The 26,079-nt window shown below is 65.2% G+C and carries 26 protein-coding genes; 19 read left to right on the forward strand and 7 right to left on the reverse strand.

Going from position 1 to position 26,079, the window contains the following annotated elements; translation table 11 throughout:
• Window positions 1-62 precede the first annotated feature (62 nt).
• Window positions 63-539 carry a winged helix-turn-helix transcriptional regulator gene (locus tag AC51GR_RS08200; protein ID WP_496324139.1) on the forward strand — a complete coding sequence of 159 codons (477 nt, stop codon included), beginning with the start codon at window positions 63-65 and terminating at the stop codon, window positions 537-539.
• A 38-nt stretch (window positions 540-577) separates the two neighbouring features.
• On the forward strand, window positions 578-2,107 hold the full coding sequence (gene nadB, locus AC51GR_RS08205) for an L-aspartate oxidase (protein WP_496324140.1): 1,530 nt from the start codon (window positions 578-580) through the stop codon (window positions 2,105-2,107).
• Here nadB and AC51GR_RS08210 read toward each other — a convergent pair.
• Window positions 2,016-3,143, reverse strand: a complete 1,128-nt coding sequence (locus AC51GR_RS08210; RefSeq protein ID WP_496324141.1) for a TDT family transporter — start codon at window positions 3,141-3,143, stop codon at window positions 2,016-2,018. The genes nadB and AC51GR_RS08210 overlap by 92 nt on opposite strands.
• A gap of 83 nt (window positions 3,144-3,226) precedes the next feature.
• On the opposite strand from AC51GR_RS08210, the gene AC51GR_RS08215 reads away from it, so the two are divergent.
• The 9 genes from AC51GR_RS08215 to AC51GR_RS08255 all read left to right on the forward strand — a co-directional run bounded on the left by AC51GR_RS08215 (window position 3,227) and on the right by AC51GR_RS08255 (window position 13,128).
• Entirely contained in the window at window positions 3,227-4,156 is a 930-nt protein-coding gene (locus AC51GR_RS08215) for a LysR family transcriptional regulator (RefSeq protein ID WP_496324142.1), read from the forward strand.
• Window positions 4,153-4,950, forward strand: coding sequence for an alpha/beta fold hydrolase (locus AC51GR_RS08220; RefSeq protein WP_496324143.1), 798 nt, complete (start codon window positions 4,153-4,155; stop codon window positions 4,948-4,950). The genes AC51GR_RS08215 and AC51GR_RS08220 overlap by 4 nt, the downstream gene beginning before the upstream one ends.
• 92 nt (window positions 4,951-5,042) lie before the next feature.
• Complete coding sequence (locus tag AC51GR_RS08225; protein ID WP_496324144.1) at window positions 5,043-5,972, forward strand: metal ABC transporter substrate-binding protein; 930 nt, start codon at window positions 5,043-5,045, stop codon at window positions 5,970-5,972.
• Window positions 5,969-6,769, forward strand: coding sequence for a metal ABC transporter ATP-binding protein (locus tag AC51GR_RS08230; protein ID WP_496324145.1), 801 nt, complete (start codon window positions 5,969-5,971; stop codon window positions 6,767-6,769). Before AC51GR_RS08225 ends, AC51GR_RS08230 begins: the two co-directional genes overlap by 4 nt.
• The gene (locus AC51GR_RS08235) at window positions 6,766-7,644 is read left to right on the forward strand and encodes a metal ABC transporter permease (protein WP_496324146.1); all 879 of its coding nucleotides are present in this window, start codon (window positions 6,766-6,768) and stop codon (window positions 7,642-7,644) included. Before AC51GR_RS08230 ends, AC51GR_RS08235 begins: the two co-directional genes overlap by 4 nt.
• 21 nt (window positions 7,645-7,665) lie before the next feature.
• The gene (locus tag AC51GR_RS08240; protein ID WP_496324147.1) at window positions 7,666-9,543 is read left to right on the forward strand and encodes a propionyl-CoA synthetase; all 1,878 of its coding nucleotides are present in this window, start codon (window positions 7,666-7,668) and stop codon (window positions 9,541-9,543) included.
• 152 nt (window positions 9,544-9,695) lie between these two features.
• On the forward strand, window positions 9,696-10,334 hold the full coding sequence (locus AC51GR_RS08245) for a TetR/AcrR family transcriptional regulator (protein ID WP_496324148.1): 639 nt from the start codon (window positions 9,696-9,698) through the stop codon (window positions 10,332-10,334).
• Complete coding sequence (locus AC51GR_RS08250; RefSeq protein WP_496324149.1) at window positions 10,335-11,933, forward strand: MDR family MFS transporter; 1,599 nt, start codon at window positions 10,335-10,337, stop codon at window positions 11,931-11,933. It abuts the gene before it with no gap.
• A gap of 235 nt (window positions 11,934-12,168) precedes the next feature.
• Window positions 12,169-13,128, forward strand: coding sequence for an alpha/beta hydrolase (locus tag AC51GR_RS08255; protein ID WP_496324150.1), 960 nt, complete (start codon window positions 12,169-12,171; stop codon window positions 13,126-13,128).
• 96 nt (window positions 13,129-13,224) lie between these two features.
• Here the strand turns inward: AC51GR_RS08255 and AC51GR_RS08260 are convergent, their stop codons facing one another.
• Entirely contained in the window at window positions 13,225-13,593 is a 369-nt protein-coding gene (locus AC51GR_RS08260; protein ID WP_496324151.1) for a DUF427 domain-containing protein, read from the reverse strand.
• A 78-nt stretch (window positions 13,594-13,671) separates the two neighbouring features.
• Entirely contained in the window at window positions 13,672-14,454 is a 783-nt protein-coding gene (locus tag AC51GR_RS08265) for a helix-turn-helix domain-containing protein (protein ID WP_496324152.1), read from the reverse strand.
• 105 nt (window positions 14,455-14,559) lie between these two features.
• Between AC51GR_RS08265 and AC51GR_RS08270 the strand changes: the two genes are divergently transcribed.
• The gene (locus AC51GR_RS08270; protein WP_496324153.1) at window positions 14,560-15,321 is read left to right on the forward strand and encodes an SDR family NAD(P)-dependent oxidoreductase; all 762 of its coding nucleotides are present in this window, start codon (window positions 14,560-14,562) and stop codon (window positions 15,319-15,321) included.
• On the opposite strand, the gene AC51GR_RS08275 is transcribed toward AC51GR_RS08270, so the two are convergent.
• A complete protein-coding gene (locus AC51GR_RS08275) occupies window positions 15,318-15,716 on the reverse strand; it encodes a nuclear transport factor 2 family protein (RefSeq protein ID WP_496324154.1) in 399 nt (132 codons plus the stop codon). The two genes, AC51GR_RS08270 and AC51GR_RS08275, sit on opposite strands and share 4 nt — an antisense overlap.
• Before the next feature lie 137 nt (window positions 15,717-15,853).
• Here AC51GR_RS08275 and AC51GR_RS08280 point away from each other — a divergent pair, with 137 nt between their 5' ends.
• The 6 genes from AC51GR_RS08280 (at window position 15,854) to AC51GR_RS08305 (ending at window position 22,082) form a co-directional block, all read left to right on the forward strand.
• Complete coding sequence (locus AC51GR_RS08280; protein ID WP_496324155.1) at window positions 15,854-16,003, forward strand: hypothetical protein; 150 nt, start codon at window positions 15,854-15,856, stop codon at window positions 16,001-16,003.
• 105 nt (window positions 16,004-16,108) lie between these two features.
• Window positions 16,109-16,789, forward strand: a complete 681-nt coding sequence (locus AC51GR_RS08285; RefSeq protein WP_496324156.1) for a GntR family transcriptional regulator — start codon at window positions 16,109-16,111, stop codon at window positions 16,787-16,789.
• A gap of 56 nt (window positions 16,790-16,845) precedes the next feature.
• Window positions 16,846-18,279 carry an allophanate hydrolase gene (locus AC51GR_RS08290; protein WP_496324157.1) on the forward strand — a complete coding sequence of 478 codons (1,434 nt, stop codon included), beginning with the start codon at window positions 16,846-16,848 and terminating at the stop codon, window positions 18,277-18,279.
• Window positions 18,276-18,989: a cysteine hydrolase family protein gene (locus tag AC51GR_RS08295; protein WP_496324158.1), complete on the forward strand. Its 714-nt coding sequence runs from the start codon at window positions 18,276-18,278 to the stop codon at window positions 18,987-18,989. Before AC51GR_RS08290 ends, AC51GR_RS08295 begins: the two co-directional genes overlap by 4 nt.
• 14 nt (window positions 18,990-19,003) lie before the next feature.
• Entirely contained in the window at window positions 19,004-20,596 is a 1,593-nt protein-coding gene (locus tag AC51GR_RS08300; protein WP_496324159.1) for a SulP family inorganic anion transporter, read from the forward strand.
• Between the two features lie 205 nt (window positions 20,597-20,801).
• Window positions 20,802-22,082, forward strand: a complete 1,281-nt coding sequence (locus tag AC51GR_RS08305) for an HNH endonuclease signature motif containing protein (protein WP_496324160.1) — start codon at window positions 20,802-20,804, stop codon at window positions 22,080-22,082.
• A 153-nt stretch (window positions 22,083-22,235) separates the two neighbouring features.
• Here the strand turns inward: AC51GR_RS08305 and AC51GR_RS08310 are convergent, their stop codons facing one another.
• Window positions 22,236-22,958 carry an SDR family oxidoreductase gene (locus AC51GR_RS08310; RefSeq protein ID WP_496324161.1) on the reverse strand — a complete coding sequence of 241 codons (723 nt, stop codon included), beginning with the start codon at window positions 22,956-22,958 and terminating at the stop codon, window positions 22,236-22,238.
• Window positions 22,959-23,085: 127 nt separating this feature from the next.
• Entirely contained in the window at window positions 23,086-23,940 is an 855-nt protein-coding gene (locus AC51GR_RS08315) for a helix-turn-helix transcriptional regulator (protein ID WP_496324162.1), read from the reverse strand.
• A 169-nt stretch (window positions 23,941-24,109) separates the two neighbouring features.
• Between AC51GR_RS08315 and AC51GR_RS08320 the strand changes: the two genes are divergently transcribed.
• Window positions 24,110-25,006 carry a universal stress protein gene (locus AC51GR_RS08320; protein ID WP_496324163.1) on the forward strand — a complete coding sequence of 299 codons (897 nt, stop codon included), beginning with the start codon at window positions 24,110-24,112 and terminating at the stop codon, window positions 25,004-25,006.
• Between the two features lie 32 nt (window positions 25,007-25,038).
• Here the strand turns inward: AC51GR_RS08320 and AC51GR_RS08325 are convergent, their stop codons facing one another.
• On the reverse strand, window positions 25,039-25,920 hold the full coding sequence (locus AC51GR_RS08325; RefSeq protein WP_496324164.1) for a sulfurtransferase: 882 nt from the start codon (window positions 25,918-25,920) through the stop codon (window positions 25,039-25,041).
• Window positions 25,921-26,079 lie beyond the last annotated feature (159 nt).

Genomic DNA, 26,079 nt, shown 5'->3' on the forward strand with positions numbered 1-26,079 from the left:
GGGGTCCGGGCGACATCGCCTGACTGTGATAACCCCTAGTCAGGCGGCGTATATTCGGGGCCATGGCAGCCGTTCTGGATGACACGTTGGCCGACCTCGATCGCTGGGTTCCCGGTGATCGATGTTCGATCACGCGCGCCCTCGATGTGGTCGGCACCAGGACGGCGATGCTGATCCTGCGCGAGGCGATGTACGGCACCACCAGGTTCGACGGGTTCGCGCGTCGGGTCGGGGTCAGTGATGCGGTGGCCTCTGCCCGTCTCAAGGGGCTCGTCGATGCCGGACTCCTGGAGAAGGCCCCGTACCGGGAGCCGGGACAGCGCACCCGGTACGAGTACCACCTCACCGAGATGGGCGCCGATCTGATGCCCGTCGTCTTCGGGTTGATGCAGTGGGGCGACAAATACCTGCAGCCCGAGGGCCACCCCCTCGACCTGATCTCCGACGTCACCGGCGAACCAGTGAAAGCCGCATTGACCACGCCGGACGGCACCAAGGTGCCGTTGGACGAGCTGCGGATATCGCTGGTCAAGCCCTGATCGGTTGGCGATGACCTCGACGGATAGACTTTTCCCTCATGGTTTCCGACGCGGCGCTGCGCACTGATCTGGTCGTGGTCGGGGCCGGTGTCGCGGGCCTGACCGCAGCGGTGACCGCGGCCGAAACCGGCCTGGATGTCCTGGTTGTCAACAAGGGCCTCCGCTGGCATCCCGGTGACAGCGAACCCGGTACCGCCACCTATTTCGCCCAGGGTGGCATCGCCGTCGTCGAGCCCCACAACACCGAGGATTCGATCGCACTCCACACCCGCGACACCATCGTGGCCGGGGCCGGTCTCGCCGATCCCGCCGCCACCGAATTGATCGTCAGCGACGGTTTCGCGGCGGTTTCCGCGCTGGTCGACTGGGGTGCCGAGTTCGACACCGGTTCCGATGGCCGCTTTCTGCGGACCCGCGAAGGTGGGCACAGCGTTCGCCGCATCATCCATGCGGGCGGGGATGCCACCGGCGCCCAGGTGCAGCGGGCCCTGACACAGAAGGCGCTCACACACCCCAACATCCGGGTCCTCGATGACACGCATGCCCAGCAGATCCTGCTCAGCACCCACGGAACGGCCGTCGGCCTGGCCATCGGTTCGGGCGATGGCGTCCGCACCGAGGTGTACTCACCGACCGTCGTGTTGGCCACCGGCGGCGTCGGGCACATGTACCGGGCCACCACCAATCCCCTCGGTGCGACCGGTGACGGCGTCGCGCTGGCCCATCTGGCCGGCGCGGCGGTCGCCGACATGGAGTTCATCCAATTCCATCCGACGATGCTGTACCGGCCCGGAGTCCGGGGCCGCCGAACCCTGATCAGCGAGGCGTTGCGCGGTGAGGGTGCGATACTCGTTGATGTCCAAGGCAATTCGGTGACCGCGGGTGTTCATCCACTCGGCGACCTCGCGCCGCGGGACGTGGTGGCGGACGCGGTGAGCGCCGCGATGATCCGCACCGGCGCCGACCACGTCTACCTCGATGCCCGGCATCTCGCCGACGTCGCACGGCGGTTCCCGACCGTCACCGCCGGGATTGCCGAGATCGGCATCAACCCCGCGACCGATCTGATCCCGGTGGTGCCCGGCGCCCACTACCTGTGTGGTGGCGTGGTCACCGACACCGAGGGGACCACCACGGTGCCCGGCCTGTACGCCGCCGGAGAAGTCGCACGCACCGGCCTGCATGGCGCAAATCGACTGGCTTCCAACAGCTTACTGGAGGGCCTGGTGATGGGCAGGCGTGTCGCCCGGGCCGCCGCCGGGCGCACCGGCACCACGATCCCGGCCCCGGATCCGGGTCCGGGTCCGGGTCCGGCCGGTGCGGTTCGAATCGCAAACCGCACCGAACTCCAGGACCAGATGTCCGCACACGCCGCCCTGAGCAGGGATCAGACGGGCCTGACCGCGCTCGCCGATCGACTCGATTCGGCACCGGTGCGGCGCCCCCGCGGCGTCACCGACCACGAAGACGCCGCCCTCACCCTGACCGCGCAACTCGTGGTCGCCTCGGCATTGGCACGCAAAGAGTCTCGCGGATGCCATCATCGGACGGACGATCCGGCCATCTGACCGGCGCCGACCCCACCGCCCGCGCACCGGCGACCATCGCAACGCTCCGACAGGCGACGGTGCCCCAGGCAGCCAGCAGGAGAACGTACAGGAATATCGAAACCCCCTGGAGCAGAAGAGAACCGGTGGCGAACCCGAGGGCCGACGACCCGGTCACACAGGTTCCGACCGGGAAGGTGAAGCTCCACCAGGCCGGGGTGAAGCCCATCCCCCGTCGGACATTGTGGACCGTGAGGGAGACCGCCAGGATGAAGACGAAGACCGCGAAGCCACCCATCACCAATCCATAGCCGATCCCGAGGAGCCGGAGCCCGGCTGCCGTCGATGACTGGTCACCGACGAACACCAGCGATGCACGCTCTCCCAGAAGCACTGCGGCAGTCACGGACTGGCCGATCAGCCCGAGCATGATCCACACCGTCGGGGCCACGAGGGTCGAGGGGAGTCCCCGGTGGATCAATCGTGAATACACCATCCCCATGGTCAGCAGTCCGACAAGCAGACTCAGCCCGAACAGCCCGTAGCAGACGACGATCAGACCCATCCGCAACTGACCGGCCGGAACATGCTCGATGAGAAGCGATCCGCCGGCCGCCGAGACCATCGGCGGCACCACCGGCAGCAACCAGCTGGGCATCGCCCCCGACTGTGCGCTCTGGGTTCCGGTGATCATCCGGAAGGGAATCCAGACGGCTGTGAAGACACCGGCGACGGTGCCCGCCGTCCACAGCAGGCCGCCGATCCAGAGCGCTGCATCCGCACCGATGAACTGCGGTCCGAGCTCGATGGTGCCGGTGCCCACGGTCAGCAGGGCCATCGCAGGGGCACCGTAGAAGTGGGCCATCGCCGGGTCGGCGGCGTGCCGCGAGGGACCACCCCGTAGGAACAGGACCGAGGCGACCGCCAGGCCGACTGCCGCCAGCATCCAGAAGACCGTGGTCAGCGCACCGAGTCCGGGCAGACTCGAGTCCAACGCGACGCCGGCGGTCGCGACGATGCCCGTGCCCATGATTGCGGCAAACCAGTTCGGTGTCATGGATCAAGCCTGCGTTGATTGCCACCCGCCCGGTAGATGGCTTGCCCTTGTCCCGGTACAACCGGCAGTTGTACCCTCGACCGATGGTGTTGCCCGCGCGCGTCCCGGATCTATCCGCGTTGGATGTGGTCGTCTCGGTGGCCCGTGGGGGCAGCATGAGCGCGGCGGCGCGGGAGCAGAATCTGAGCCAGCAGGCGATCAGCGCCCGGGTGCACTCGGTGGAACGCGAACTGGGCGTCGTCCTGTTCCGTCGGTCCCCGGCCGGGACCGAGCTCACGGCCGAGGGTGTTGCCGTCCTGGAGTGGGCGTCAGGGTTGCTGGATGCGGCCGAACGATTCTCGGCCGGCGTCGATTCACTGCTCGGGAGCAAACGTGCGTCACTGTCCGTTGCCGCGTCGATGACCGTCGCCGAATACCTCATCCCACGGTGGGCGCTGACCCTGCGCCGGACACATCCGAACACCCGAATTCGAGTGCGGCCCATGAATTCGGCCGATGTCACGCGCGAGGTCCTGGCCGGCTCGGTGGACGTGGGATTCATCGAGGGTCCCGAGACCGACAGCCGACTCGAGGCGTTGACCGTCATGCGCGACGAACTGGTGGTCATCACGCGACCCGACCACCCGTGGGCTGCGAGCGGCCGGCCCATCTCGGCGGCGGAGTTGCGCACCACCCCACTGGTGCAACGTGAGCCGGGTTCGGGGACGCGCGTGACCTTCGAGTCGGCACTGGGCGAGGTCGTCGATCCGCTGCTGGAGCTCAACTCCGTCGCCGCCGTCAAGGCCGCGGTCCTCGGCTCGGACGCCCCCGCGGTGTTGTCGAGTTTGTCTGTCGCACAAGAACTCCTCGACGGCCGGCTGGCCCGGATCGAGGTCGAGGACGTGGTGATGCCGCGGGACCTACGCGCGATCTGGCCACGGGGATCCCGACTCGGTGGGCCGGCCCGCGAACTGGTGTCCTTGGCGACACACGATCAGCAGGCCACAGCATTCGAGACATCGGGGCAGCCATGACATTTGAATCGGGTACCGACCACCGCGCAGAGGTCCGCGGAGTCGAGATCGCCTGGACCGAGTCGGGGGATGGTCCCGTCGCGATCTGGGCACACGGCCTCACCTCGAGCGGTCTGGGCCAGGAACAGACCGGGATGTTCGACTGGTCGCCCGTGAGCGCCGAACATCGGCTGATCCGATACGACGCCCGCGCCCACGGCAGTTCGACCGGCGACCCCGAGCCCGAGCACTACACCTGGCCGAACTTGGGCCTGGACCTGCTGGGGTTGCTGGACCAGGTTGCCGAAGGCGAGACGGTCGACGGGCTCGGTTCGTCGATGGGCACCGCCACACTGCTCTACGCCGCGACCACGGATCCGGGCCGATTCCGGCGCCTGGTGCTGACCACCCCGCCCACCATGGGTGCGGTACGGGCCGCTCATGTGCGCGGGTACCTCGACGACGCCGCGTGGATCGAGCGGTCCGGTCTGGCCGCCTATGCGCAGGCCTTCGCATCCGAGCCGATGCCGCACATCTACTCCGGACTGGTCCGGACACCACCCGCGCCCCAGGTGCCGGAGTCCCTGCTCCCATCGGTTCTGCGCGGCGCCGCCCGCTCCGATCTACCCGATGACGACGCCCTGGCCGCGTTGCACCTACCGGTGCTGATCCTGGCCTGGTCGGGCGACGCCGGCCATCCCCTGTCGACGGCGCGGCACCTCGCCGAGAGGATCCCCGACGCCGAGGTGGTCATCGCCGATACGCCCATGCAGTTGCGGCAATGGCCGCAGACGGCAGCCGCGTTCTTGCGGTGATCCCTCCGAGCCGGCCTGATCGACCCCGGTCAGCCCGCTCTTTCGCATCCCTGAACTTGAAAGTTCGGAGAGCCGAACTCTACGATGGGAAGATGCGAATTCACGCCGGGTTCGCCCGCGCGACCGGCCTCCTGCTGGCAGCGGCAGCCGTGGTGACGCTGAGCGCGTGCGTGGGCAAGGTCGAACGTCACGATGATCGATTGACGGTGTTGACCACATTCACGGTCCTACAGGACATCGTGGCCAACGTCGCCGGCGACAATGTCCGGGTCGAGTCGGTCACCAAAGCCGGTACCGAGATCCACGGTTACGAACCCACACCCGGCGACATGCGCCGCGCCACCCGGGCCGACCTCATCATCGACAACGGACTGCACCTCGAGGCCTGGTTCGAGCGGTTCGTCGATCGGCTCGACGCCCCCCACGTGGTCGCCAGCGAGGGTGTCGCCGCCATTCCGATCACCGCGGACGCCGGCGCGGGCAAACCGAACCCGCACGCGTGGATGTCGCCGCTGAACGTACAGATCTACGCCGACAACATCGCCGACGCCCTTGTCGATCTCGACCCCGACAACGCCGCGGAGTACCGGGCCAACGCCGAGCGGTACAAGGTGCAGTTGCAGCAGATCCACGACGAGATGGTCGATCGCCTCGACGACGTCCCCCCGATGCGCCGCGCGCTGGTCACCTGCGAGGGCGCCTTCTCCTACCTGGCCCGCGACACCGGGTTGCGCGAGAGATTCGTCTGGCCGGTCAACGCCGAGCAGCAGGGCACGTCCAAACAACTGCAGTCGACGATCGAGTTCGTCCGCGACAACGACATCGAGGCCGTCTTCTGCGAGTCGACCGTGAGCGACGCCGTGATGCGCCAGGTCGAACGAGCCACCAACGCGCGTTTCGGCGGCACGCTTTATGTCGACTCTCTGTCCGAAGCCGATGGACCGGTGCCGACGTACCTCGACCTGATCCGCCACGATGCCGACACGATCCTCGGCGCCCTGACCGAAAGTGGAAGCCAATGACGGCCATCCCCCCGACAGCCGAAGGGTTGCTGGCGCCCCGACGCGACGAACCCCAGGTCACGCCGGCGCTGTCGATCACCGGGGTCAGCGTCTACTACGGCGAGGTCCACGCCCTCGAGGACGTCAACATCACCATCGCACCGGGTCGGATCTGCGGACTGATCGGGATGAACGGGTCTGGCAAGTCGACCCTGTTCAAAACGATCATGGGCCTGGTCAAGCCGGACTCCGGCAGCGTGTCGATCTCCGGTGGGACGCCGGCGCAGGCCCGAAGAAAGGGCCTGGTCTCGTACGTCCCGCAGTCCGAGGACGTCGACTGGTCGTTCCCGGTGTCCGTCCGTGACGTCGCGATGACCGGCCGCTACGGCCATCAGAACTTCATCCGACGCGCGAGCCGGGCCGACAAGGAAGCGGTGGCGCACGCGCTCGAACAGGTGGAGTTGACCGAGCTGGCCGATCGACAGATCGGACGGCTCTCCGGCGGGCAGCGCAAGCGCGCATTCGTGGCCCGCGGCATCGCCCAGGAAGCCGATGTCCTGCTCCTCGATGAGCCGTTCGCCGGTGTCGACAAGAAGTCCGAGGCCACGATCATCACCCTGCTCACCAAACTGGCCGCCGAGGGCAAGACGATCCTCGTCTCGACCCACGACCTCGGCTCACTCGGGACGTTCTGCGACGAAGCCGTCCTGCTCAACAAAACGGTCCTCGTCCAGGATTCACCCGACATCGTCCTGCGGCCCCGGATCCTCGCCCGGGCATTCGGGATGGACATCATCGACGGAAAGGTCGCGCCATGATGATCGTCGACTGGTGGCTCGACCCGCTCGCCGAAGACTTCATGGTCAACATGCTCTTGGCGACCACGGTCGCGGCGGCCGTCTGCGCGATGATCAGCTGCTGGATCGTGCTGATCGGCTGGTCCCTGATGGGGGATGCGGTCTCACATGCGGTGTTGCCCGGCGTGGTGCTCGCATACATCGTCGGAGCCCCGTTCGCGGTGGGCGCTTTGATCTTCGGCCTGGGGGCGGTGATGCTGATCGGGGTCGTTCGGGACACCAGCCGGGTCAAGGAGGACGCGGCGATCGGCATCGTCTTCACCACACTCTTCGCGTTCGGCCTGGTACTGATCTCCGTCACGCCCAGTCAGACCGACCTCAATCACATCCTGTTCGGCAACGTGCTCGGCGTTTCGCAGTCCGATCTGTGGCAGATCGTCGGACTGGCCATCGTCACCGTCATCATCCTGACCCTCAAACGACGCGACCTGACACTGTTCGCCTTCGATCCCACCCACGCCCACGCCATCGGACTCTCCCCTCGCCGCCTGGGCGCCCTGCTGCTCGGCCTACTGGCCCTGACTTGTGTTGTCGCACTGCAGATTGTCGGCGTGGTGCTGGTGGTCGCAATGCTGATCATCCCGGGCGCCTCGGCATACCTGCTCACCGACCGCTTCAACCGGATGCTCGTCATCGCCCCGGTCCTCGCGTGCGTGTGCGCAGTGCTCGGGATCTACTATGCGTACTACCTGGACGTGGCACCGGGTGCGATGGTGGTATTGGCCCAGGGCCTGGCGTTTGCGGCTATCTACCTGTTCGCGCCACGCCAGGGTGTGTTGGTCAAGGTGATCAACCGGGCACAGCGACGACGCTCCTCGGCTCTCGCTACGCCCTGACGCGGGAGAGGTGAGGCGGCGATGGTTTCGTATGCGGAGACGTTTGCGCGCAGTGCGGATGACCCCGAAGGGTTCTGGCTGGAAGCTGCCGAAGCAGTCGATTGGTACCAGGCCCCCACCGCCGCCCTCGAAACCCGGCCGGACGGCGGCTACCGCTGGTTCCCCGGCGCCACCCTCAACACCAGCTTCAATGCCCTCGACCGGCACGTGCTGGCGGGCAACGGTGATCGAACGGCCCTGATCTGGGATTCGGCCATGGTCGGCGAGACCCGCTCGTACACCTATTCCGAACTGCGCGACGAGGTCGCCACCTTCGCGGGCGTGCTCACCGAACGCGGCGTGAAGTCCGGTGACCGGGTCATCGTGTACATGCCCATGATCCCGGAGGCGGCCATCGCGATGCTGGCCTGCGCTCGCATCGGTGCCGTGCATTCGGTGGTGTTCGGCGGATTCGCCGGCCCCGAGCTCGCCACCCGGATCGACGACGCGCGGCCCGTTGCGCTGATCACCAGCTCGGGCGGTCTGGAACCCGGCCGCACCATCGAGTATCTGCCGATGGTCCACAAGGCCCTGAGCCTGTCCGCGGAGCCCCCGGCCACCATCATCGTCAAGAACCGCGACCAGATCGACGGCAGCGCGGCCGACCACGACGGCTGGTACGACTGGGACGAACTCACCGCGAAAGCGACTCCGGCAGAACCGGTTCCCGTCGCGGCCATCGATCCGCTGTACATCCTCTACACCTCGGGCACCACCGGAAAGCCCAAGGGCGTGGTCCGCGACAACGGTGGCCACGCCGTCGCGTTGACGTGGTCGATGGCCAACATCTACGACATCGGGCCCGGCGATGTGTGGTGGACCGCCTCCGACGTCGGCTGGGTCGTCGGGCATTCCTATATCGTCTACGCGCCCTTGCTGATCGGCGCGACCACCGTGATGTACGAGGGCAAGCCCGTCGGCACACCCGACGCCGGTGCGTTCTGGCGCGTGATCGACGACTACAAGGTCAAGGCGCTGTTCACCGCGCCCACCGCCATCCGGGCGATCCGCAAGCAGGATCCGGATGCCAAATTGCTTGCCGATCACGACATCTCGACACTGCAGACACTGTTTGCCGCCGGCGAACGCCTCGACCCGGACACCTACGAGTGGGCCACCAAGGTCCTCGGCGTCCCGGTCGTCGACCACTGGTGGCAGACCGAAACCGGCTGGGCCATCGCCGCCAATCTCCGTGGGCTCGAACCGATGCCGATCAAGGCCGGCTCACCGACGGTGCCGGTTCCCGGTTTCCGCGTCGAGATCGTCGACGCCGAGGGCAAAGCGGTGGAGGCCGGCGGCGAAGGCAACATCGTCATCGCCCTGCCGCTGCCGCCCGGCACGTTGGCGGGTTTGTGGAATGACGAAGAGCGCTACCACAATTCGTACCTGAAGACCTTCCCCGGTCACTACCTCACCGGCGACTCCGGCTTCATCGATGCCGACGGATACGTCTTCGTGCTCGGCCGCTCCGACGACGTCATCAACGTGGCCGGACACCGGCTGTCCACCGGCAGCATCGAGGCCGTGGTGGCCTCACATCCCGCAGTGGCCGAGTGCGCGGTGATCGGGATCCACGACGACCTCAAGGGCCAGCGGCCCAGCGGATACGTCGTCCTCAAAGAGGGCGCCGACATCGACCACGACGTCCTGCGGTCGGAACTGGTCAAGATGGTGCGCGACGAGATCGGCGCGGTGGCCACCTTCCGTGATGTCACCGTCGTCAACGGTCTGCCCAAGACCCGCTCGGGCAAGATCCTGCGTAAGACGATGCGTCAGATCGCCGACCATGAGGACTATGTCGTGCCGTCCACCATCGAAGACACGGCTGTCCTCGACGCCCTGAAGAAGCAACTCGGCTGACCCTCCCACCCCGATGATGTGCCCTTTTGGCGAGCAAAAGCCCAGGTGAGCGCCGCCAAAAGGGCACATCATCGGGGGGCGGGAGCGGGGTCGGGGCAAAGTTTGCACGTCTGCAACTTTGCAGTCGTGCAACTTTTGGCTAAGTTATTTAGATGGTTACAGCACACAAGGAGTCGCTCCGGGATCGGAAGCGTGCTGCCACCTGGGCATCGATCCACCAGGCGGCCGCCGCGGCCGCCCTGGAGCAGACCGATCTGTCGAAGGTGACCATCGAAGAGATCGCCGCCGAGGCCAACATCTCGCCGCGCACCTTCTTCAACTACTTCCCCACCAAAGAGGACGCGATCCTCGGCCTGCGCACCCCCTTCATCGACGACGCTGCCGCCGCCGCTTTTGTCATCGGCGACGACGACAACCTGCTCGAGAAGGTCGCCCTGCTCCTGTTCGATGTCTTCGAGAAGACAGCAGGCGGTGCCGGTGGACGCAAGGTGCGCGTCGAACTGATGCACCGCCACCCCGACCTCGCCCGGATGCGACTCGCGCACACCGATCAGATCCGCCACCTCGCCCGGGCCCTCGTCGAGATCCGGCTCGCGGAATCCGGTCGCTGGCAACGCCGCAGTCATTCGGTCGACATCGAGTCGACCGCGCACATCCTGGTGACCGCCGGACAATCCGTCGTCCGCATCGCCATTGACTGGCTGCTGAAAGAGCCCGAGGCGGACATCCCCCTCGACGAACTCGTCCACCGAGCCGCCAAATCGTTCACCACCATTCTCGAGGAGGCATAGATGGCAGTCGATGCCCCGGGCCGGACACCGAAAACCGATCAGTCACAGGCCACGCACCGCAATGTGCTGTTGATGTTCGCCGGTCTGCTGGTGGCGATGCTGCTCGCGTCGCTGAACACAACCGTGATGAGCGCGGCGCTGCCGACCATCGTCGGCGAATTGCACGGCACCAACCAGATGTCGTGGGTCATCACCTCGTACATCCTGGCGTCGACGGTGGGGATGCCGATCTACGGCAAGCTAGGTGATCAGTTCGGACGAAAGCCGTTGCTGATCATCGCGATCAGCATCTTCACCGGGGCGTCGATCATCGGCGCACTGGCCCCGAACATGTTGACGCTCATCATCGCCCGCACCATCCAGGGCCTGGGGGCCGGCGGCCTGATGGTGCTCGCCCAGGCGACGATCGCCGATGTGGTCCCGGCCCGCGACCGTGGTCGCTATGCGGGGATCATGGGCGGCGTCTTCGCGCTCTCCTCCGTCGCCGGACCCCTTCTCGGCGGATGGCTCACCGAGGGTCCGGGCTGGCGCTGGACCCTGTGGATGAATCTGCCGCTCGGCGCGCTCGCGATCATCGCGGCGATCGCATTCCTGCACCCGCCGAAGGTCACGCGCGTCAAACGCAAGATCGACATCCTCGGCATGTCTGTCCTGGCCGTCGCGACGACCGGCGTCGTGCTGATCGCGAGTTGGGGTGGCTCGCAGTACGCGTGGACGTCACCGACCATCATCGGCCTGCTGATCGGCACCGTCCTGGCGTGGATCGCCGTCATCGTGATCGAAAGCCGGGTCGCGGAACCGGTATTGCCACTGGCGCTGTTCCGGCAGCGGAACTTCAACCTGACCACCATCGGCGGTTTGTTCGGCGGAATCGGGATGTTCGGAGTGATCTCATATCTCCCGACCTACCTGCAGATGGCACTGGGCGTCAGCTCCACCCATGCCGGACTCCTGATGGTTCCGATGATGGCAACGATGACGGTCTGTTCCATTGTCTGCGGGCGATTCGTATCCCGCACCGGCCGGTACAAGGCCATGCCGATCGCCGGTTCACTGCTGATCGCGCTGAGCCTGTTCCTGATGTCGCAGGTGGCCTTGTCGACCCCGACCTGGATGATTTGCGTCTGCCTCGGCATCCTCGGCGGCGGACTGGGTATCAGCTTCCAGATCATCATCCTGATCGTGCAGAACACCTTCCCGTACAGCCTCGTCGGGACCGCAACGGCCGCCAACAACTACTTTCGCCAGATCGGCGCCTCCCTCGGAGCTGCCCTGGTCGGCAGTGTCTTCGCGTCCCGTCTGGCCGACCTGCTGGTCGGCCGGATCCCCGCCGATGCCACCGGGACCGGTGACGGTGCGAAATCACTGACGCCGGCGATCGTCCACGGCCTTCCGGACTCGGTGCGGGAGCCGATTGTCCACGCGTACAACGATGCCCTGATGCCGGTCTTCCTCTTCATCAGCCCACTGTGCGTGGTGGGCGCCATCCTGCTGTGCTTTGTGATCGAGAAGCCCTTGGCCACGACCGTCGCCCACGATGAACCGGTGACGTCGACCGCCGAACAGCCACCGGCCACCCAGACCGCCGCCGACCGATAGACCAGCGGCCCGACGACACCCGTTTCGACCTTCTCCGTTGATCTCGATGATCGAATACCCCCCACTCGACCGGCACATCGGTGGTTAGATTCATCGAGGTCGGGTCCGTTTTGAGTGATGTGCATACCACGGGCGGTCCTGTTATCTTGCTGTTATCTTGCCTGGCCGCCCCTGAGGCGGTCGCGATCGGTGTGCTGTTCGGACCACCTCGACAACGACGTACAAAAGGAACCTGATGCGAGCAAAGACTGCCTGGCGGAAGATTGTTGCCGGCTCCCTTGCCCTAGTTGCCGGAGTGGCGGTGTCCGTGGCCGCCAATCCCGGCACTGCCGCTGCTGCTTCACAGACCGTTCGGGTCTACTCCGCCTCGATGAACAAGACGATCCCGGTGAAGGTCATCTCGGCCGACGGCGGCGGCAGCCACGCCACGCTGTACCTGCTCGACGGCCTGCGGGCGCCGGACAACAACAACGGCTGGCTCATCGAGACCGATGTCGAACGTTTCTTCTCCGGAAAGAACGTCAACGTCGCGATCCCCTTCGGCGGCGGTGGCAGCTTCTACACCGACTGGCAGCAGGACGACCCGAACCTGGGTCGCCAGAAGTGGGAGACCTTCCTGACCCGGGAACTGCCGGCGTACATGGCGTCGAACTTCGGCAGCGACAATCGCCGCAACGCGATCGCCGGCCTGTCGATGAGCGGTACCTCGGCGCTCAACCTGGCCAGCAAGCACCCGAACTTCTACCAGGGAGTTGCCTCGTACAGCGGTTACCCGACCGTCAGTATCCCCGGCTTCGCCCAGGGGATCGCCGCCTCGGTGATCGAGATGGGCGGCAACCCCGTCAACATGTGGGGCACGTGGCCCGGTGCGGGATGGATCCAGAATGATCCCTCCCTGAACCCCGCCAGTCTGCGCGGCAAGCGCGTCTACGTCTCGTCGGGATCGGGGGCGCTGAGCACCGATCCGGTCTTCAATCCGACCAGCACCTCGTTCGACCCGGTCAAGTTCTCGCAGATGGTGCCGCTGGAGACCGCTGCGTCGATCAGCAGCTCGCTCTACGTCACCAGCCTGCGGGCGGCGGGCGTCAATCCGCAGACCCACATCACCCCCGAGGGTGTGCACTGGTGGACCTTCTGGGAGGACCGCCTCAAGGAATCCTGGTACGGCACGTTGGCTCCGGCACTCGGGGTCTGACACTTCCGCCAGATCAGTACCTCCAGCAATCGGCCGCGATTCGGAACCTTCCGAATCGCGGCCGATTTGTTTTGTCGCCAGGTCCCTGTCGACAGTTCAGGAGACGGTGATGACCACCTTGTCGGGGTAGAAGGCCAGGTGACCGGCGATCTCGGAGACCGCGTTATAGGGCTCTTCGTAAGACCAGGCGGCATCCTCGATCACGCCGTCCGGCGTGACCAGGTCGTAGTAGGACGCATCGCCTTTGTAGGGGCAGTGCGACTTCGTGCGGCTACGCCGCAGCAGTGACTGGTCCACTGCCTCCAGCGGAACGTAAGCCACCGGCGGATAGCCCGCTTCCTGGAGTATCAGCGCCCTGGCGGTGTCGGCGACGATCGTGTCACCTGCCCGGACCCGGACCTGTCCCGCGCTGGGCTCCACGGTGATCGGATGGGTGTCGTCGGGTATCAGTCGAGTTTTGGTCATGTGATCCACCTCTCATCTTTGTCCCTCAACGCCACCGTACGCGGATGCATTCCGGCCCAAACCCCAAGCGGACCAGATTTACAGGCGCCGGAGATATTGCGCCGTCTTGTCGTCGGCCGGATAGAAACTCTCGACACTCAGTTCGTCGACGGTCACGTCGAGCGGGGTTCCGAAGGTGGTCACCGTGCTGAAGAACAGGAGCTCCTTGCCGTCGATGCGCAGCCGCAGATACACCGCGACATCGCCGGACAACGCCGGATCCTCGTCGCTGTCATCGGTGAACGGATAGCTCTGCAACTCGGCGAGCAACTCGATCAGAACGGGGTCGCCGGTGACCTTGATCTGGCGATCCAAGCGGTCGAGCAGGTGGCTCCGCCACTGGCCGATGTTGACGATCCGGCTGCCGAGCCCCCGAGGGTCGAGGCTGTATCTGAGAACGTTGAACGGCGCCTCGAGGAGGTCGTCGGGCGCGTCCTGCGTGAAGAGCGCGACCGCCGCATTGGCATCGACCATGTTCCAGTGCCGGTCGATCGCGAGCGCCGGATAGGGTTCGGTTGCGGTCAGGACCTGACGTAAAGCGCCGCGTACCATCATCATTCGTTCGCCATCGAGCGACGACTCCCCGTAAGAAGGTGCAAAACCGGCTGCCAGCAACAATTGGTTCCGCTCACGCAAGGGCACATCGAGATGCTCGGCGAGGCGCAACACCATCGTCCGGCTCGGTGCCGAACGTCCGGTTTCCAGGAAGCTCAGATGTCGCGCCGACACCTCGGCCACCGACGCGAGTTCCAACTGCGGCACCTTTCGGCTGATTCGCCACTGCCGCAACAATTCCCCGAACAGATAGCGCTGCTCACCCATGATTCTCACATCCCTCACGTGGCCGTCTGTGGAGCATTATCAACCCTGGGTCAGGCGTTGACACCTATGATCAGCCCGGACCACCGATGTCACAGGAGTGAAACCATGAGCGTGCTCGACCGTTTCCGGATCGACGACAAAGTCGTGATCGTCACCGGCGCCTCGTCCGGATTGGGTGTCGCGTTCGCCAAGGCGTTCGCCGAAGCCGGCGCCCGAGTGGTGCTTGCGGCACGTCGAGCCGACAAACTCCAGAACACCGCTGCGCTGGTCGAATCGGTCGGTGGCACCGCGTTGACCGTGAGCACCGACATCGCCGATCCCGACCAGGCCGGCGCGCTTGTCGACGCGGCGATGAACAAATTCGGGCAGGTCGACGTTCTGATCAACAACGCCGGGGTCGGCACGGCCTTCCCCGCCACCCGCGAGACACCCGAGCAGTTCCGCTCGGTCATCGACATCAATCTGAACGGTTCGTACTGGGCTGCGCAGGCCTGCGGCCGGGTGATGACGCCGGGAAGCTCGATCATCAACATCTCGAGCGTCCTCGGCATCACCACCGCCGGACTCCCCCAGGCTGCATACTCGGCCAGCAAGGCCGCCATCTCGGGATTGACCCGTGACCTCGCCCAGCAATGGGGTAGCCGAAAAGGCATCCGGGTCAACGCCATCGCACCCGGCTTCTTCGAATCGGAGATGACCGACTCGTACGCGGAGGGCTATCTCGAATCCATGGCCCCGCGGATGATCCTGGGCCGCACCGGCGATCCCGAAGAACTCGCCGCCACCGCGATCTGGCTGGCCTCTCCGGCCGGCGGCTATGTCACCGGCCAGACCATCGTCGTCGATGGTGGTGTCAGCATCACTTAGCTCGCACCGGGCATCTTGTCGATGAATCCGTAGACACTGGTGATCTTGTTGTTACTGTCGACGGCGGCGACGTCGAACCCGACCACCAGCGGTTCGGCGCCCACCTCGGGAACCAGTTCCCAGGTGAAGCGGGCGATGTTGTGGTGGGTGTCGAGGACGTCGCCGCGGACGAACCGCAGTCCGGCGAATTGCTCCTGGGCTCCGGCGATCACCGCATCCATCGCATCGGAACCACTGACCGACGCGAGTGGATCCGTGTAGACACCATCATCGGCCCAGAGTGCGTCGAGCAGGTTTCGCCGCGCGGCGGCGTCGGTCTCGTTCCAGGCATCGAGGTAGCGGTCGATCAGCGTTGCCGCAGCGGTCTCGTGTGCGTTGTGGACGGTCTCGGTCATGGCTTTCTCCTTCACGTCAGGGTGTTGCTGGTTGGGTGAAATCCATGCTGCCGCCGGCGGGTGGCTCCCGGCGATGACGTGTGAGGTAAGTATTTTCGGCAGGTTTGTGAGTCCGCTGCAGCGGGCATGCTCCGGACATGACCTTCCCCCACGAGAACGAAGAGCCCGTCGGAGAGACCGAGCGGACAGCCGCAGAGAAGGCGGCATACGAGGCCGCGCAACACGAGGCCGACGACGAACGCGATCACGCCGTCGGCGGTACCGACGGCACCACCGACGGTCAGTGATCCACCGTCTTTACATCCGCTAACCATGCGCGGTCGGGGTTGCCGCGTTTAGGATTGTCGACAAAATCCCGATAGATCCCCGGGGCGGAAGGGTGAGGCTCACTTGTGGCTGTGCCAAGCAGGTCATTCGATGAACACGGACTCCCGGTCAGCCTTGTCGATGTCGCGGGCCGCCGTATCCGGGAATCGATCCTTTCCGGGGCGCTGAAGCCCGGCGACAAGATCGTCGAAGAACAACTGTGTGCCAGTCTCGGCATCAGCCGGGCGCCCTTGCGCGAGGCGCTGCGCCTGCTGGGACAACAGGGGCTGGTCGAACACCTGCCGCGGCGCGGATCCCGGGTCGCCGCGTGGTCACCGCAGGACATCCTGCAACTGTTCGAGTTGCGGCACGTCCTGGAGCGGCACGCCATCGAATCCGCACTACCGCTGGCCGACGTCAGGGAAGACCTGGACCCGGTCCGTGAAGCGTTGGAGGACATGCGCATGGCCGCCGAGCGCGATGATGACCTCGAGAAGGACGACGCACATCGCCGCTTCCACGCCTCCGTGGTCGGGCTGGCAGGCAATCGCCAACTCGACATCGCGATGGAGCCCATCCTGCTCAAGCTCCAGCTCCCGATGGCCATCAACCTGCGAAGCGAAGCCCGTGCGCATGATTCCGCCGACGGGATCCGGCGGCATCAGCACGTGCTCGAGGCGCTCGAAACGAATGATCCGCAGATAGCGGTCGCCGCGGCGAAGAACCACGGTCAACTCGACTATCTGGACCTGGAGAGCAACAGCTAACACGATCGAAACGCAGCCGTTCCACGGTTGGCACCATTCTGTCGACAATCGACATTATGACTTTCGATTTCACGGCAACCGGACCCTCCATCGGACCCTCGGTGGCGGAGATCCTGCAATCACACGCCGGCGGCACCGGTTCACCCACCAAAACCGCTGCGAGAGTCGCCGACGCGATCGCGGCCCGCGGCGACGACGGCACCTGGTTGTCGACGGTGCCGCGCGACCAACTCCTCGCCGCCGCCGAAGAAATCGAACAGCGACCCGGCGCCCGCACGCTTCCGCTCTACGGCGTGCCCTTCGGCGTCAAGGACAGCATCGACGTCGCCGGTGTCCCCACAACGCTCGCCTGCCCTGACTACGCGTACATCGCCGACGCCACCGCACCCGCGGTGCAGCGACTCCTCGATGCCGGTGCCCTGTATGTCGGCAAGACCAATCTCGATCAGTTCGCCACCGGACTCAACGGCACCCGTACTCCACACACGGTGCCGCGCAGCGTCTACGGCCGCAACATGATCTCCGGAGGTTCGAGTTCGGGTTCGGCGCTCGCCGTGGCGCTCGGACAGGTCCCGTTTGCGGTGGCCACCGACACCGCCGGTTCGGGACGAGTGCCGGCCGCCCTCAACGGCGTGGTCGGGTTCAAGCCGTCGCGTGGACTGATCAGTACGGTCGGCCTGGTCCCGGCCTGTAAATCGTTGGACTGCATCACCGTCATGGCCGGATCGATCGACGACACCGATCGGGTCCTCGATGTGATGATCGGCCGCGACGACAACGACTCCTGGTCCCGCGATCGCGGCCCGCGATACGACGGCGCCACGATCCGGGTGGGTCTGCCCGGCCCCGAGGAACTCGAGTTCTTCGGCGACACCGACATGCGGGACGCCCATCTGGCATTCCGCGAACGAATCACCCTGAGCGAGCGTGTGGTTGCGCCGCCATTGGCGCCCTTCCTGGCCGCAGGCGCCCTACTCTATGCCGGGCCCTGGGTCGCCGAGCGACTGGTCGAGTTCGCTGACTTCCTCACCGCGCAACCGGACTCGATCCACCCGGTGGTCCGTGACATCCTGCGCAGCGGCGAAAAGTACACCGCCGTGGACGCATTCGCCGCGCAACAGCAGTTGCAGGAACTCAAGGCCCAGGTCGCCCGCCTGTGGGAACACATGGATGTGATGATCGTGCCGACGATCGGGACAACGTTCACCGTCGACGAAGTCCTGGCGCGGCCCATCGAATGCAACACCACCCTCGGGCATTACACCCACTTCGGCAACCTGCTCGACCTCACCGGGGTGGCAGTACCGGTCGGAACCGTCGCCGATGGACGGCCGCTCAGCGTGATGATCCTGGGTCCGGCGTTGTCCGACGACACCGTGTTGGCCCTGGCCGCCCGCCTGCTCGACGAACCCCGTGACACCGGTGAACTGCCCACGGATGCGCAGCGAACCCCCTCCGCAACAACCACATCCACCAGGGAGAATCCATGACCGCATCCACTGTCGAGACCGCCTCACCCGGACCGTTCACCCTGATACCCGAGAAGACCGCACTGATCGTCATCGACATGCAGCGCGACTTCATCCTGCCCGGCGGTTTCGGCGAGAGCCTCGGCAACAACGTGGACATGCTCCTGAAAGTGGTTCCACCGTTGGCCGAACTCCTCACCGCCGCGCGCGCCGCCGGCTTGATGGTGGTCCACACCCGGGAGGGGCATGAACCCGACCTATCCGACTGCCCGCCTGCGAAACTCAACCGTGGGGCGCCGTCCAAGCGAATCGGCGACCCCGGCAAGTACGGACGGATCCTCATCCGCGGCGAGTACGGCCACGACATCATCGACGAACTCGCCCCGATCAGCGGTGAGGTCGTCATCGACAAACCCGGCAAAGGTGCTTTCTACGCCACCGAACTCCAGCAGATCCTCACCGACGCGGGCATCACCCAACTGCTGGTCACCGGGGTCACCACCGAGGTGTGCGTACACACCACGACCCGGGAGGCGAATGACCGAGGGTACGAGTGTCTGGTCGTATCCGACTGTGTTGGTTCATATTTCCCGGACTTCCAGCGCATCGGGCTGGAAATGATCTGCGCGCAAGGTGGAATCTTCGGCTGGGTTGCCGATTCCGCGGCGGTCATCCCCGCCATTGCCGATCTACCCGTCACGCCGGAACCCGCACCTGCCTCCCGAGGCTGAAGGAACCAGAAGTCATGACCACAGAAATCAACGAAAAGACCCCTGTCCCCGCCGCACCGGACGGACCGGTGACCATCCCCTGGTGGACCCGAGGTGACACCAACGCCTTCTTCGGCCTCGCATTCAACATCCTAGTCAATGTCCTGACCTTGACCGGGCTCCTGATCTACGTCGTCGGCTTCAACGAAGGTGACGTCTTCGGGACCGTGCTGCCCGCCCTCGGTGTGGCTCTGATCCTGGGCAACCTCTACTACACCTGGCTCGCACGGCGTCTGGGCCGCAAGGAGAATCGCACCGACGTCACCGCTCTGCCCTACGGTCCCAGCGTTCCTCACATGTTCATCGTCGTGTTCGTGGTGATGTTGCCGGTTTATCTGAACACCGACGATGCCGTCGCCGCCTGGCAAGCGGGCCTGGCATGGGCATTCATGATCGGTGTGATCGTGATGATCGGCGCGTTCGTGGGCCCGTACATCCGCAAGATCACGCCGCGCGCGGCAATGCTCGGCACCCTGGCGGGTATCTCGATCACCTTCATCTCGATGCGGCCGGCCGCCCAGATGTGGGAGGCCGCCTGGATCGGCCTGCCGGTGCTGGCGATCATCCTGATCGGATTCTTCACCAATGTTCGTCTGCCCGGCAATGTTCCGGTCGGTTTGGCGGCACTCCTCGTCGGTACGGCGATCGGCTGGGCCGGCGGGTTCATGGACGCCCCGGCCGTCGGTGATGCAGTCGAGAACATCGCACTGGGCATTCCCGATCAACGTTTCGACATGCTGTTCGACGGTCTGACCGACCTCGCACCACTGCTCGGCACCGCCATCCCTCTGGGCATCTACAACTTCACCGAAGCGATGAGCAACGTGGAGAGCGCCGCTGCGGCAGGTGACAACTACAACCTGCGCAGCGTTCTGCTCGCCGACGGTGCCGGAGCGTGCATCGGCGCCGGCTTCGGTTCACCGTTCCCACCGGCGGTCTACATCGGCCATCCGGGTTGGAAGGACGCCGGTGGACGGGCCAGTTACTCACTGGCGAGCGGCCTGGCGATCGGCCTGCTCTGCTTCCTCGGCTTGTTCGGGATTCTCGAAGCGCTGCTACCGGTTCCGGCGATCGTACCGATCCTGCTGTACATCGGCTTGTTGATCGGAGCGCAAGCCTTCCAGGCGGTTCCACGTATCCATGCGATCGCGGTGGTCGCGGCGATCCTGCCCAACCTCGCGCAGTGGGCTCACGGCCTGATCGACAACTCCCTGGCCGCCGCCGGCACCACCGCCGGTGAGGTCGGCATGGGCGCCATGAACGAGGCCGGCGTTGTCTACGAAGGGCTCAAGGTCCTCGGCGAAGGCGCAGTCCTGGTCGGCCTGGTGCTCGGCACCATGGTCACCTTCATCATCGACAAGAAGTTCCTCTTCGCCGCCATCGCTTCCGCAGTCGGTGCCGTGCTGTCGTTCATCGGCCTCATCCACGCACCGGAGATCGCGTGGAATGCTGCCCCTGAAGTCGCGTTGGGCTATCTGTTCTTCGGAATCGTCTGCCTCGCATACTCGTTCCTTCCCGGAGCGAAGGAGGAGGTGGTCCACGACGAGTCCGACGTGATGGCCGCGTAGTGTTCACTTTTCGCCGTCCCGCAGCGCTCCGGCCTGATGGTCGGGGTGCTGCGCTTGGAGTCACCCCTGGAGAATCCGGGGCCTGTCAGACCCATTCGGTAGACTGCCCCGGAGAATTTTCGCACTTCGGTGAATGTTATTGCCGCACCATAGGATTAGTTGTCGAACGCTTGTGCGAATGCAATTTCGGGAGTAGACTCGGACCATGGACTTCGGGGGAATGTTCGCCAGAATCTCAGATCTGGCAGGGGATGCGGCTTTGGTCGCGGGTGATGACACCGAGTTGTCGTCGCGGGTTGTGACGGTGATACGTCTCAATCATGTTGTGGAGCAGGTCCTTTTTCGTTTGGTCGGCGAGGTCGATCGGCGCCGGATCGCGCAGAAGAAGGGCGTGGGGTCCACAGCCAAGCTATTACGGGACGCCGGTATGGCGCCGGCGGTTGCGCACCGGTACGTGCGAGTAGGCAGGGCACTCGGTGACATTCCGTCGGTATCAGCCTACGGCGTGGACGGGAGCCTGTCGGGTGAGCATGTGGACTCGATCATCAAGGGCCTCAATCATATTGAGCGTCGCAATCCAGACCTCCCCGATGCTGACCGGTCCGATTGCGTGCGCGGACTACTGACCGAAGCGTTGATGGGCACACCGGCGGCGGTGTCGGTGCGGGCACGGCATATGGCGTTGGTGTTATCGCCACCCGACAAAGAAGTGCCGGACGCGGAAAATCATGATCTGAACGAGTTGTCATTCGGGACCGGTGATGACGGCCGCACCCACGGCACCCTGGACTTGGACAGTCTGCTCGGCGAGAAGTTGGCGGTGGCACTCGATCCGCTGTGCACACCAGTACCTGAACCCGATGGCTCGCCGGATCCGCGGAGTGCAGGCCAGATCCGGGCTGATGCGCTGGAACGGTTGCTGGATTCGTATTTCGATCAGGAAGACCGACCCACCCGGGGTGGGGCGAAACCACATGTGACGGTGACCGTCTCACCCGAACATCTGCAACACTTACAGCTGCGCGGCATCCCGGGTGCCACACCGCCGGCCATGGCGCCGAAGTTCGAATGGACCGGACCGGCGTCGGCGCCCACCGCGCAGATGGTGGCGTGTGATTCGGTGATCACAAGAATCCTGCTCGACAACAACTCGGTGCCACTCGATGTCGGACGCGACCAACGCACCGTCACCCCCGCGATCCGCAAAGCGCTGATCGCCCGCGACCAGGGCTGCGCATTCCCGGGATGCGGCTGCCCGTCGGTGTACACCGATGCCCATCACATCGACTTCTGGCGCAACGGCGGCACCACCAGCCTGAGCAACATGGTCCTACTCTGCCGCCGACACCACCGCTACATCCACCACCGCGGGTGGAAGGTGTTCATCGGCCACGACGGGCATCCCTGGTTCCTCACACCCGGCAGCACCACCGAACTACGATCTCATGCCCGCCGCACCCTGACCACCGAACTCGCCGCCGCATAACGCGACGAGACACCCAACTGACGGACCGAGCAACACAGGTGAACCCTGTGTACTGCAAGACCTTTGAGAACTGAATAGTGAACCCCATGAGGCCGACCGGTCGGTCGGAGTGCTCGTCCCCTCCGACCGGTCCCCTCATGGCGCCGATGCACACTAGCGTTGAGCCGCAGGCCGCACCACGATTTCGTTGACGTCGACATCACTCGGCTGGTCAAGGACAAATCCGATCGCGCGGGCGATGGCCGAAGGCGCAATGGTGTTGGCCCGGTATATCGCCATCGCCTCTTGTGCGCCCTTGTCGGTGATTGTCGAGGCCAGCTCTGATTCGACCACGCCCGGTGTGATCGTGGAGACACGGAGCCACGGCTCACTCTCCTGCCGCAAACCTTCGGTGATCGCCCAGGCGGCGTACTTGGTCCCGCAGTAGACCGCCGCCGCGGGCGAGACCTGGTGAGCGCCAACCGAAGCGATGGTCACCACATGCCCGCTGCGCTGGTCGCCGAAAACCGGTAGCACGGCGTTGATCCCGTACAGCAGCCCGCGGACATTCACATCGATCATGCGTTCCCACTCGTCGACCTTTCCGGAGCTCAAGGGAGACAGTGGCATCACTCCCGCATTGTTGACCAGCACGTCCACCCGACCGTATTCGGCGCGGGCCGCTTCCACGAAAGCCTGGACATCACCCCTGTCCGTCACATCCAGGGTATGGGCCGTGGCCCGGCCACCGGACGCCTTGATCCGCTCGACGAGTGCTTGTAGGCGGTCGATCCGTCGGGCGCCCAGCACTACGGTGCAGCCCTGTTCGGCCAGGTGCAGCGCGGTTGCTTCGCCGATTCCACTGGAAGCACCGGTGATGAGAACAATCTTGGCCATCAGTTATGTCCTTGTCTGGTAAGGGTTTTGATTCCGATAACCATGATGGTCGCGGAATCAGGTGCATACCAGGACTTATCGACCCGAGGAGTGACACACCCAGCCTTGGACAGCAGTCGGACTCAGATCAGCCGCGGCGGGATTCGGGTTCGGCCGCCTGCGAACGGGTCGCCGCCAGCGCCCCCAGAAGACGAAGAGCGTCACGGGCCGGCGTACCGGGTTCCGCGGAGTACACGATCAGCTGCTGCCCAGGCGCTTCCCGAACATCGAACACCTGGACGTCCAAGACGAACTCACCGGCGTCCGGGTGCACGAAGTGTTTGGACTCCGACATCTTTCCCCGGACCTCATGGCGCTTCCAGTACCGGCGGAACTCGGTGCTGGTAAGGAGTTTCTCCAGCAGATCCCGCAGTTCGCCGTCAGACCCGTCGCGGCCGATGACCGTTCGCAAGTTGGCCGCACAGGTCTCGGCCGAATGATGCCATCGGGCAAAGAACGTCGGCGCCGCCGGGTCCAGGAACACCATCAGCGCCACATTGTCGAAACTCTCGAACGGCGAATACAGCTCACCGGCAAGGGCATTCGAGGCCAGAACATCGAGCCTGTCATTGATGATCATCGCCGGGGTGTCGGTCCAGGCATCGAGCATGATCTGTAATTTCGGCGACGGACGCGCGCGTCTGGGCACCGGGCTGGGATGGAAAGCGACGTCGGCAAGCCGGAAAAGGTGTTCTCTCCCACCGCTGTCGAGCCGGAGAGCCCGCGCCAGCGCATTCAGCACCGCAGCGGACGGATGTCGCTCACGCCCCTGCTCCAGGCGCGCGTAGTAGTCCACACTCACCCCGGCAAGGGTGGCGATCTCTTCACGACGGAGCCCGGCCACCCGCCGGTGACCGGTCGAGCCCGGCATCCCGACGTCTGCGGGCGTCACCGCTGCGCGTCGGGCCTGCAAGTACGCCCCGAGTTCTCCCTGTTTGTTCACCGCATTCACCTTAGGTGCGGCGACGATGGTGAGCCAGGGTGTCGCACTCCCTGGATGAGCTGTTCGGCCCACCGTTCGTTGATACCTCGCGCACGCGCGCATAGAGTTCGAACCGAACCGGGCACTCGAACGCCAGGTCCGGCAGTGATGGATGAGACGAGGATGTGGGATGAACGCCGAGGCAAGCAGCGCACCGGTAGTTGTCGGTATCGACGGTTCTGAGGGCTCTTTGGGCGCCGCCCGATGGGCAGCGGACTTTGCCGCCCGTAGCGGGTCTCTCCTGCAGTTGCTGCACGCCATCCCCCGGCTCGAATGGTATTTCGCAAACGCGATGGTGTTCAGCCCGGAGTCGCTAGCCGAAGAACTCGCCGCCGACGGCAACAAGAAACTCGACGACGCCGAGCACGCCGTGCGTGAACACCATCCGGACCTGACCATCGACCGCCGGATCGTCAACGACTCGGTGCCCACCGTCTTCGCCGAGAGCTCGGAGACCGCGCGCCTGATCGTCGTCGGGGCGCACTGGCACAGCGCCGCGAGCGACCTCGTGCTCGGTGGCCACGTCATCCGGATCGTCAATCACGCGAAGTGTCCGGTCGTGGTCTGGCGCGAGATCAAGGCGACCCGAACCGGTGAGCCGTTACCGGTCGTGGTCGGTGTCGACGAGTCCGAGAATTCCATCCGGGCCATGCGTGCAGCGTTCTACGTCGCGGACACCCTGGGCGCGCCGGTGACCGTGGCCCACATGTGGGAAACCGGTCCCGCGCTCGGACTCGGGTACGGCGAGGGTCCCGTCGACTGGAACCTGATGAACCTGCTGAAGTCGAATCAGGAAGAGAAGATGGACGAACTCCTCACGCCTCTGCGCAAGGAGTTCCCCGGCGCGCACATCCACAAGGTCTACACCGACCAGGGGCCGGCCAAGGGCCTCAAGAAGCTCTCACAAGAGGCACAGTTGGTGGTTGTCGGTAGCCGGGGTCACGGCAAGATGACCGGTGCCGTCCTCGGTTCGGTGAGCCAGAGCCTCATCCACCACTCCGAGTGCCCAGTCCTGGTCGTTCGCTGATCGACTTCGCCTGCTGAGACCCGACGGCTCGATCAGCGCGGTGACGAGCCCTGGACCAGCGGCAGGTCCGGATCTGCCGCCCATGCGGTCATCGATCCGTCATAAATCGCGACGTCGGAGCGACCGGCCTGCGCCAACGCATGCGCGACCCCGGTGGCCGCGATCCCGCCACCGCAGTAGGTGATCACCTTCTTGTCGGTGTCGAGCACACCCGCCTCGTCGAGGAGGGCGTTCAATTCCGCCACCGGTTTGAAGCCACCATTCTCGAGGTCCAGCACCTTGTAGACGGGCAGGTTGATGCTGCCCGGGATGTGGCCGTTACGGGCGTAGGTCGTGGTCTCACCGCGGTAGGTGGCCTCGTCGAGGACGTTGACGATGATGGTCGACTCGTCGTCGATCGCGGCGAACACATCTTCGGTCGAACGAAGCAGTTCCGGGCGCCGATTGGGGACAAAGGTGCGCGGGGTCGGGATCGACAGGGCGTCGGAGGTGTCGTATCCGGCCGCCTTCCATGCCGCCAGGCCTCCGTCGAGCACGGTCACGTCGTCGAACCCCTCGAGTCTCAGGTGCCACCACAACCGGGTGGCCCAGAATCCCTGCGACTGGTCGTAGACGACCACCGTCGCGCCGGTACCGATGCCGAGCGCTCCGGCGGCCTGCGCGAACTGTTCCGAGCTCGGCACGGTCCATGCCTGGTTGCTGTCGGTGTCGGCAAAAGTGGTCAGCAGATCTGCGAAGAGCGCGCCGGGGATGTGCTCGGCGTTATAAGTCTGCTGACCCGACTCCGGCAGGTAAGGACCGTCTTTCGGGATCGGCAAATGCGTTGTGGAATCGACTACGACGAGATCTGGTTCACCGAGATGGGCGCGCAGCCAGGCAACGTCGACGGTGGCTGGAACTGACTTGATACTCATGAGGCCTCTCATCGATTGGTACGGATTCGAACCCGATCCCCTGACCGCCAGGCTAATACTCACCGCCGCGTGGACGCCCGATCGGCGCCCTCATCGATCGCAATCGGGGGTCGTCGCGCTCGGCGGGTAGTGTCGTCGCTGCCGACCGTGGGGCCGCAA

This window comes from Williamsia sp. z71, assembly GCF_059553375.1.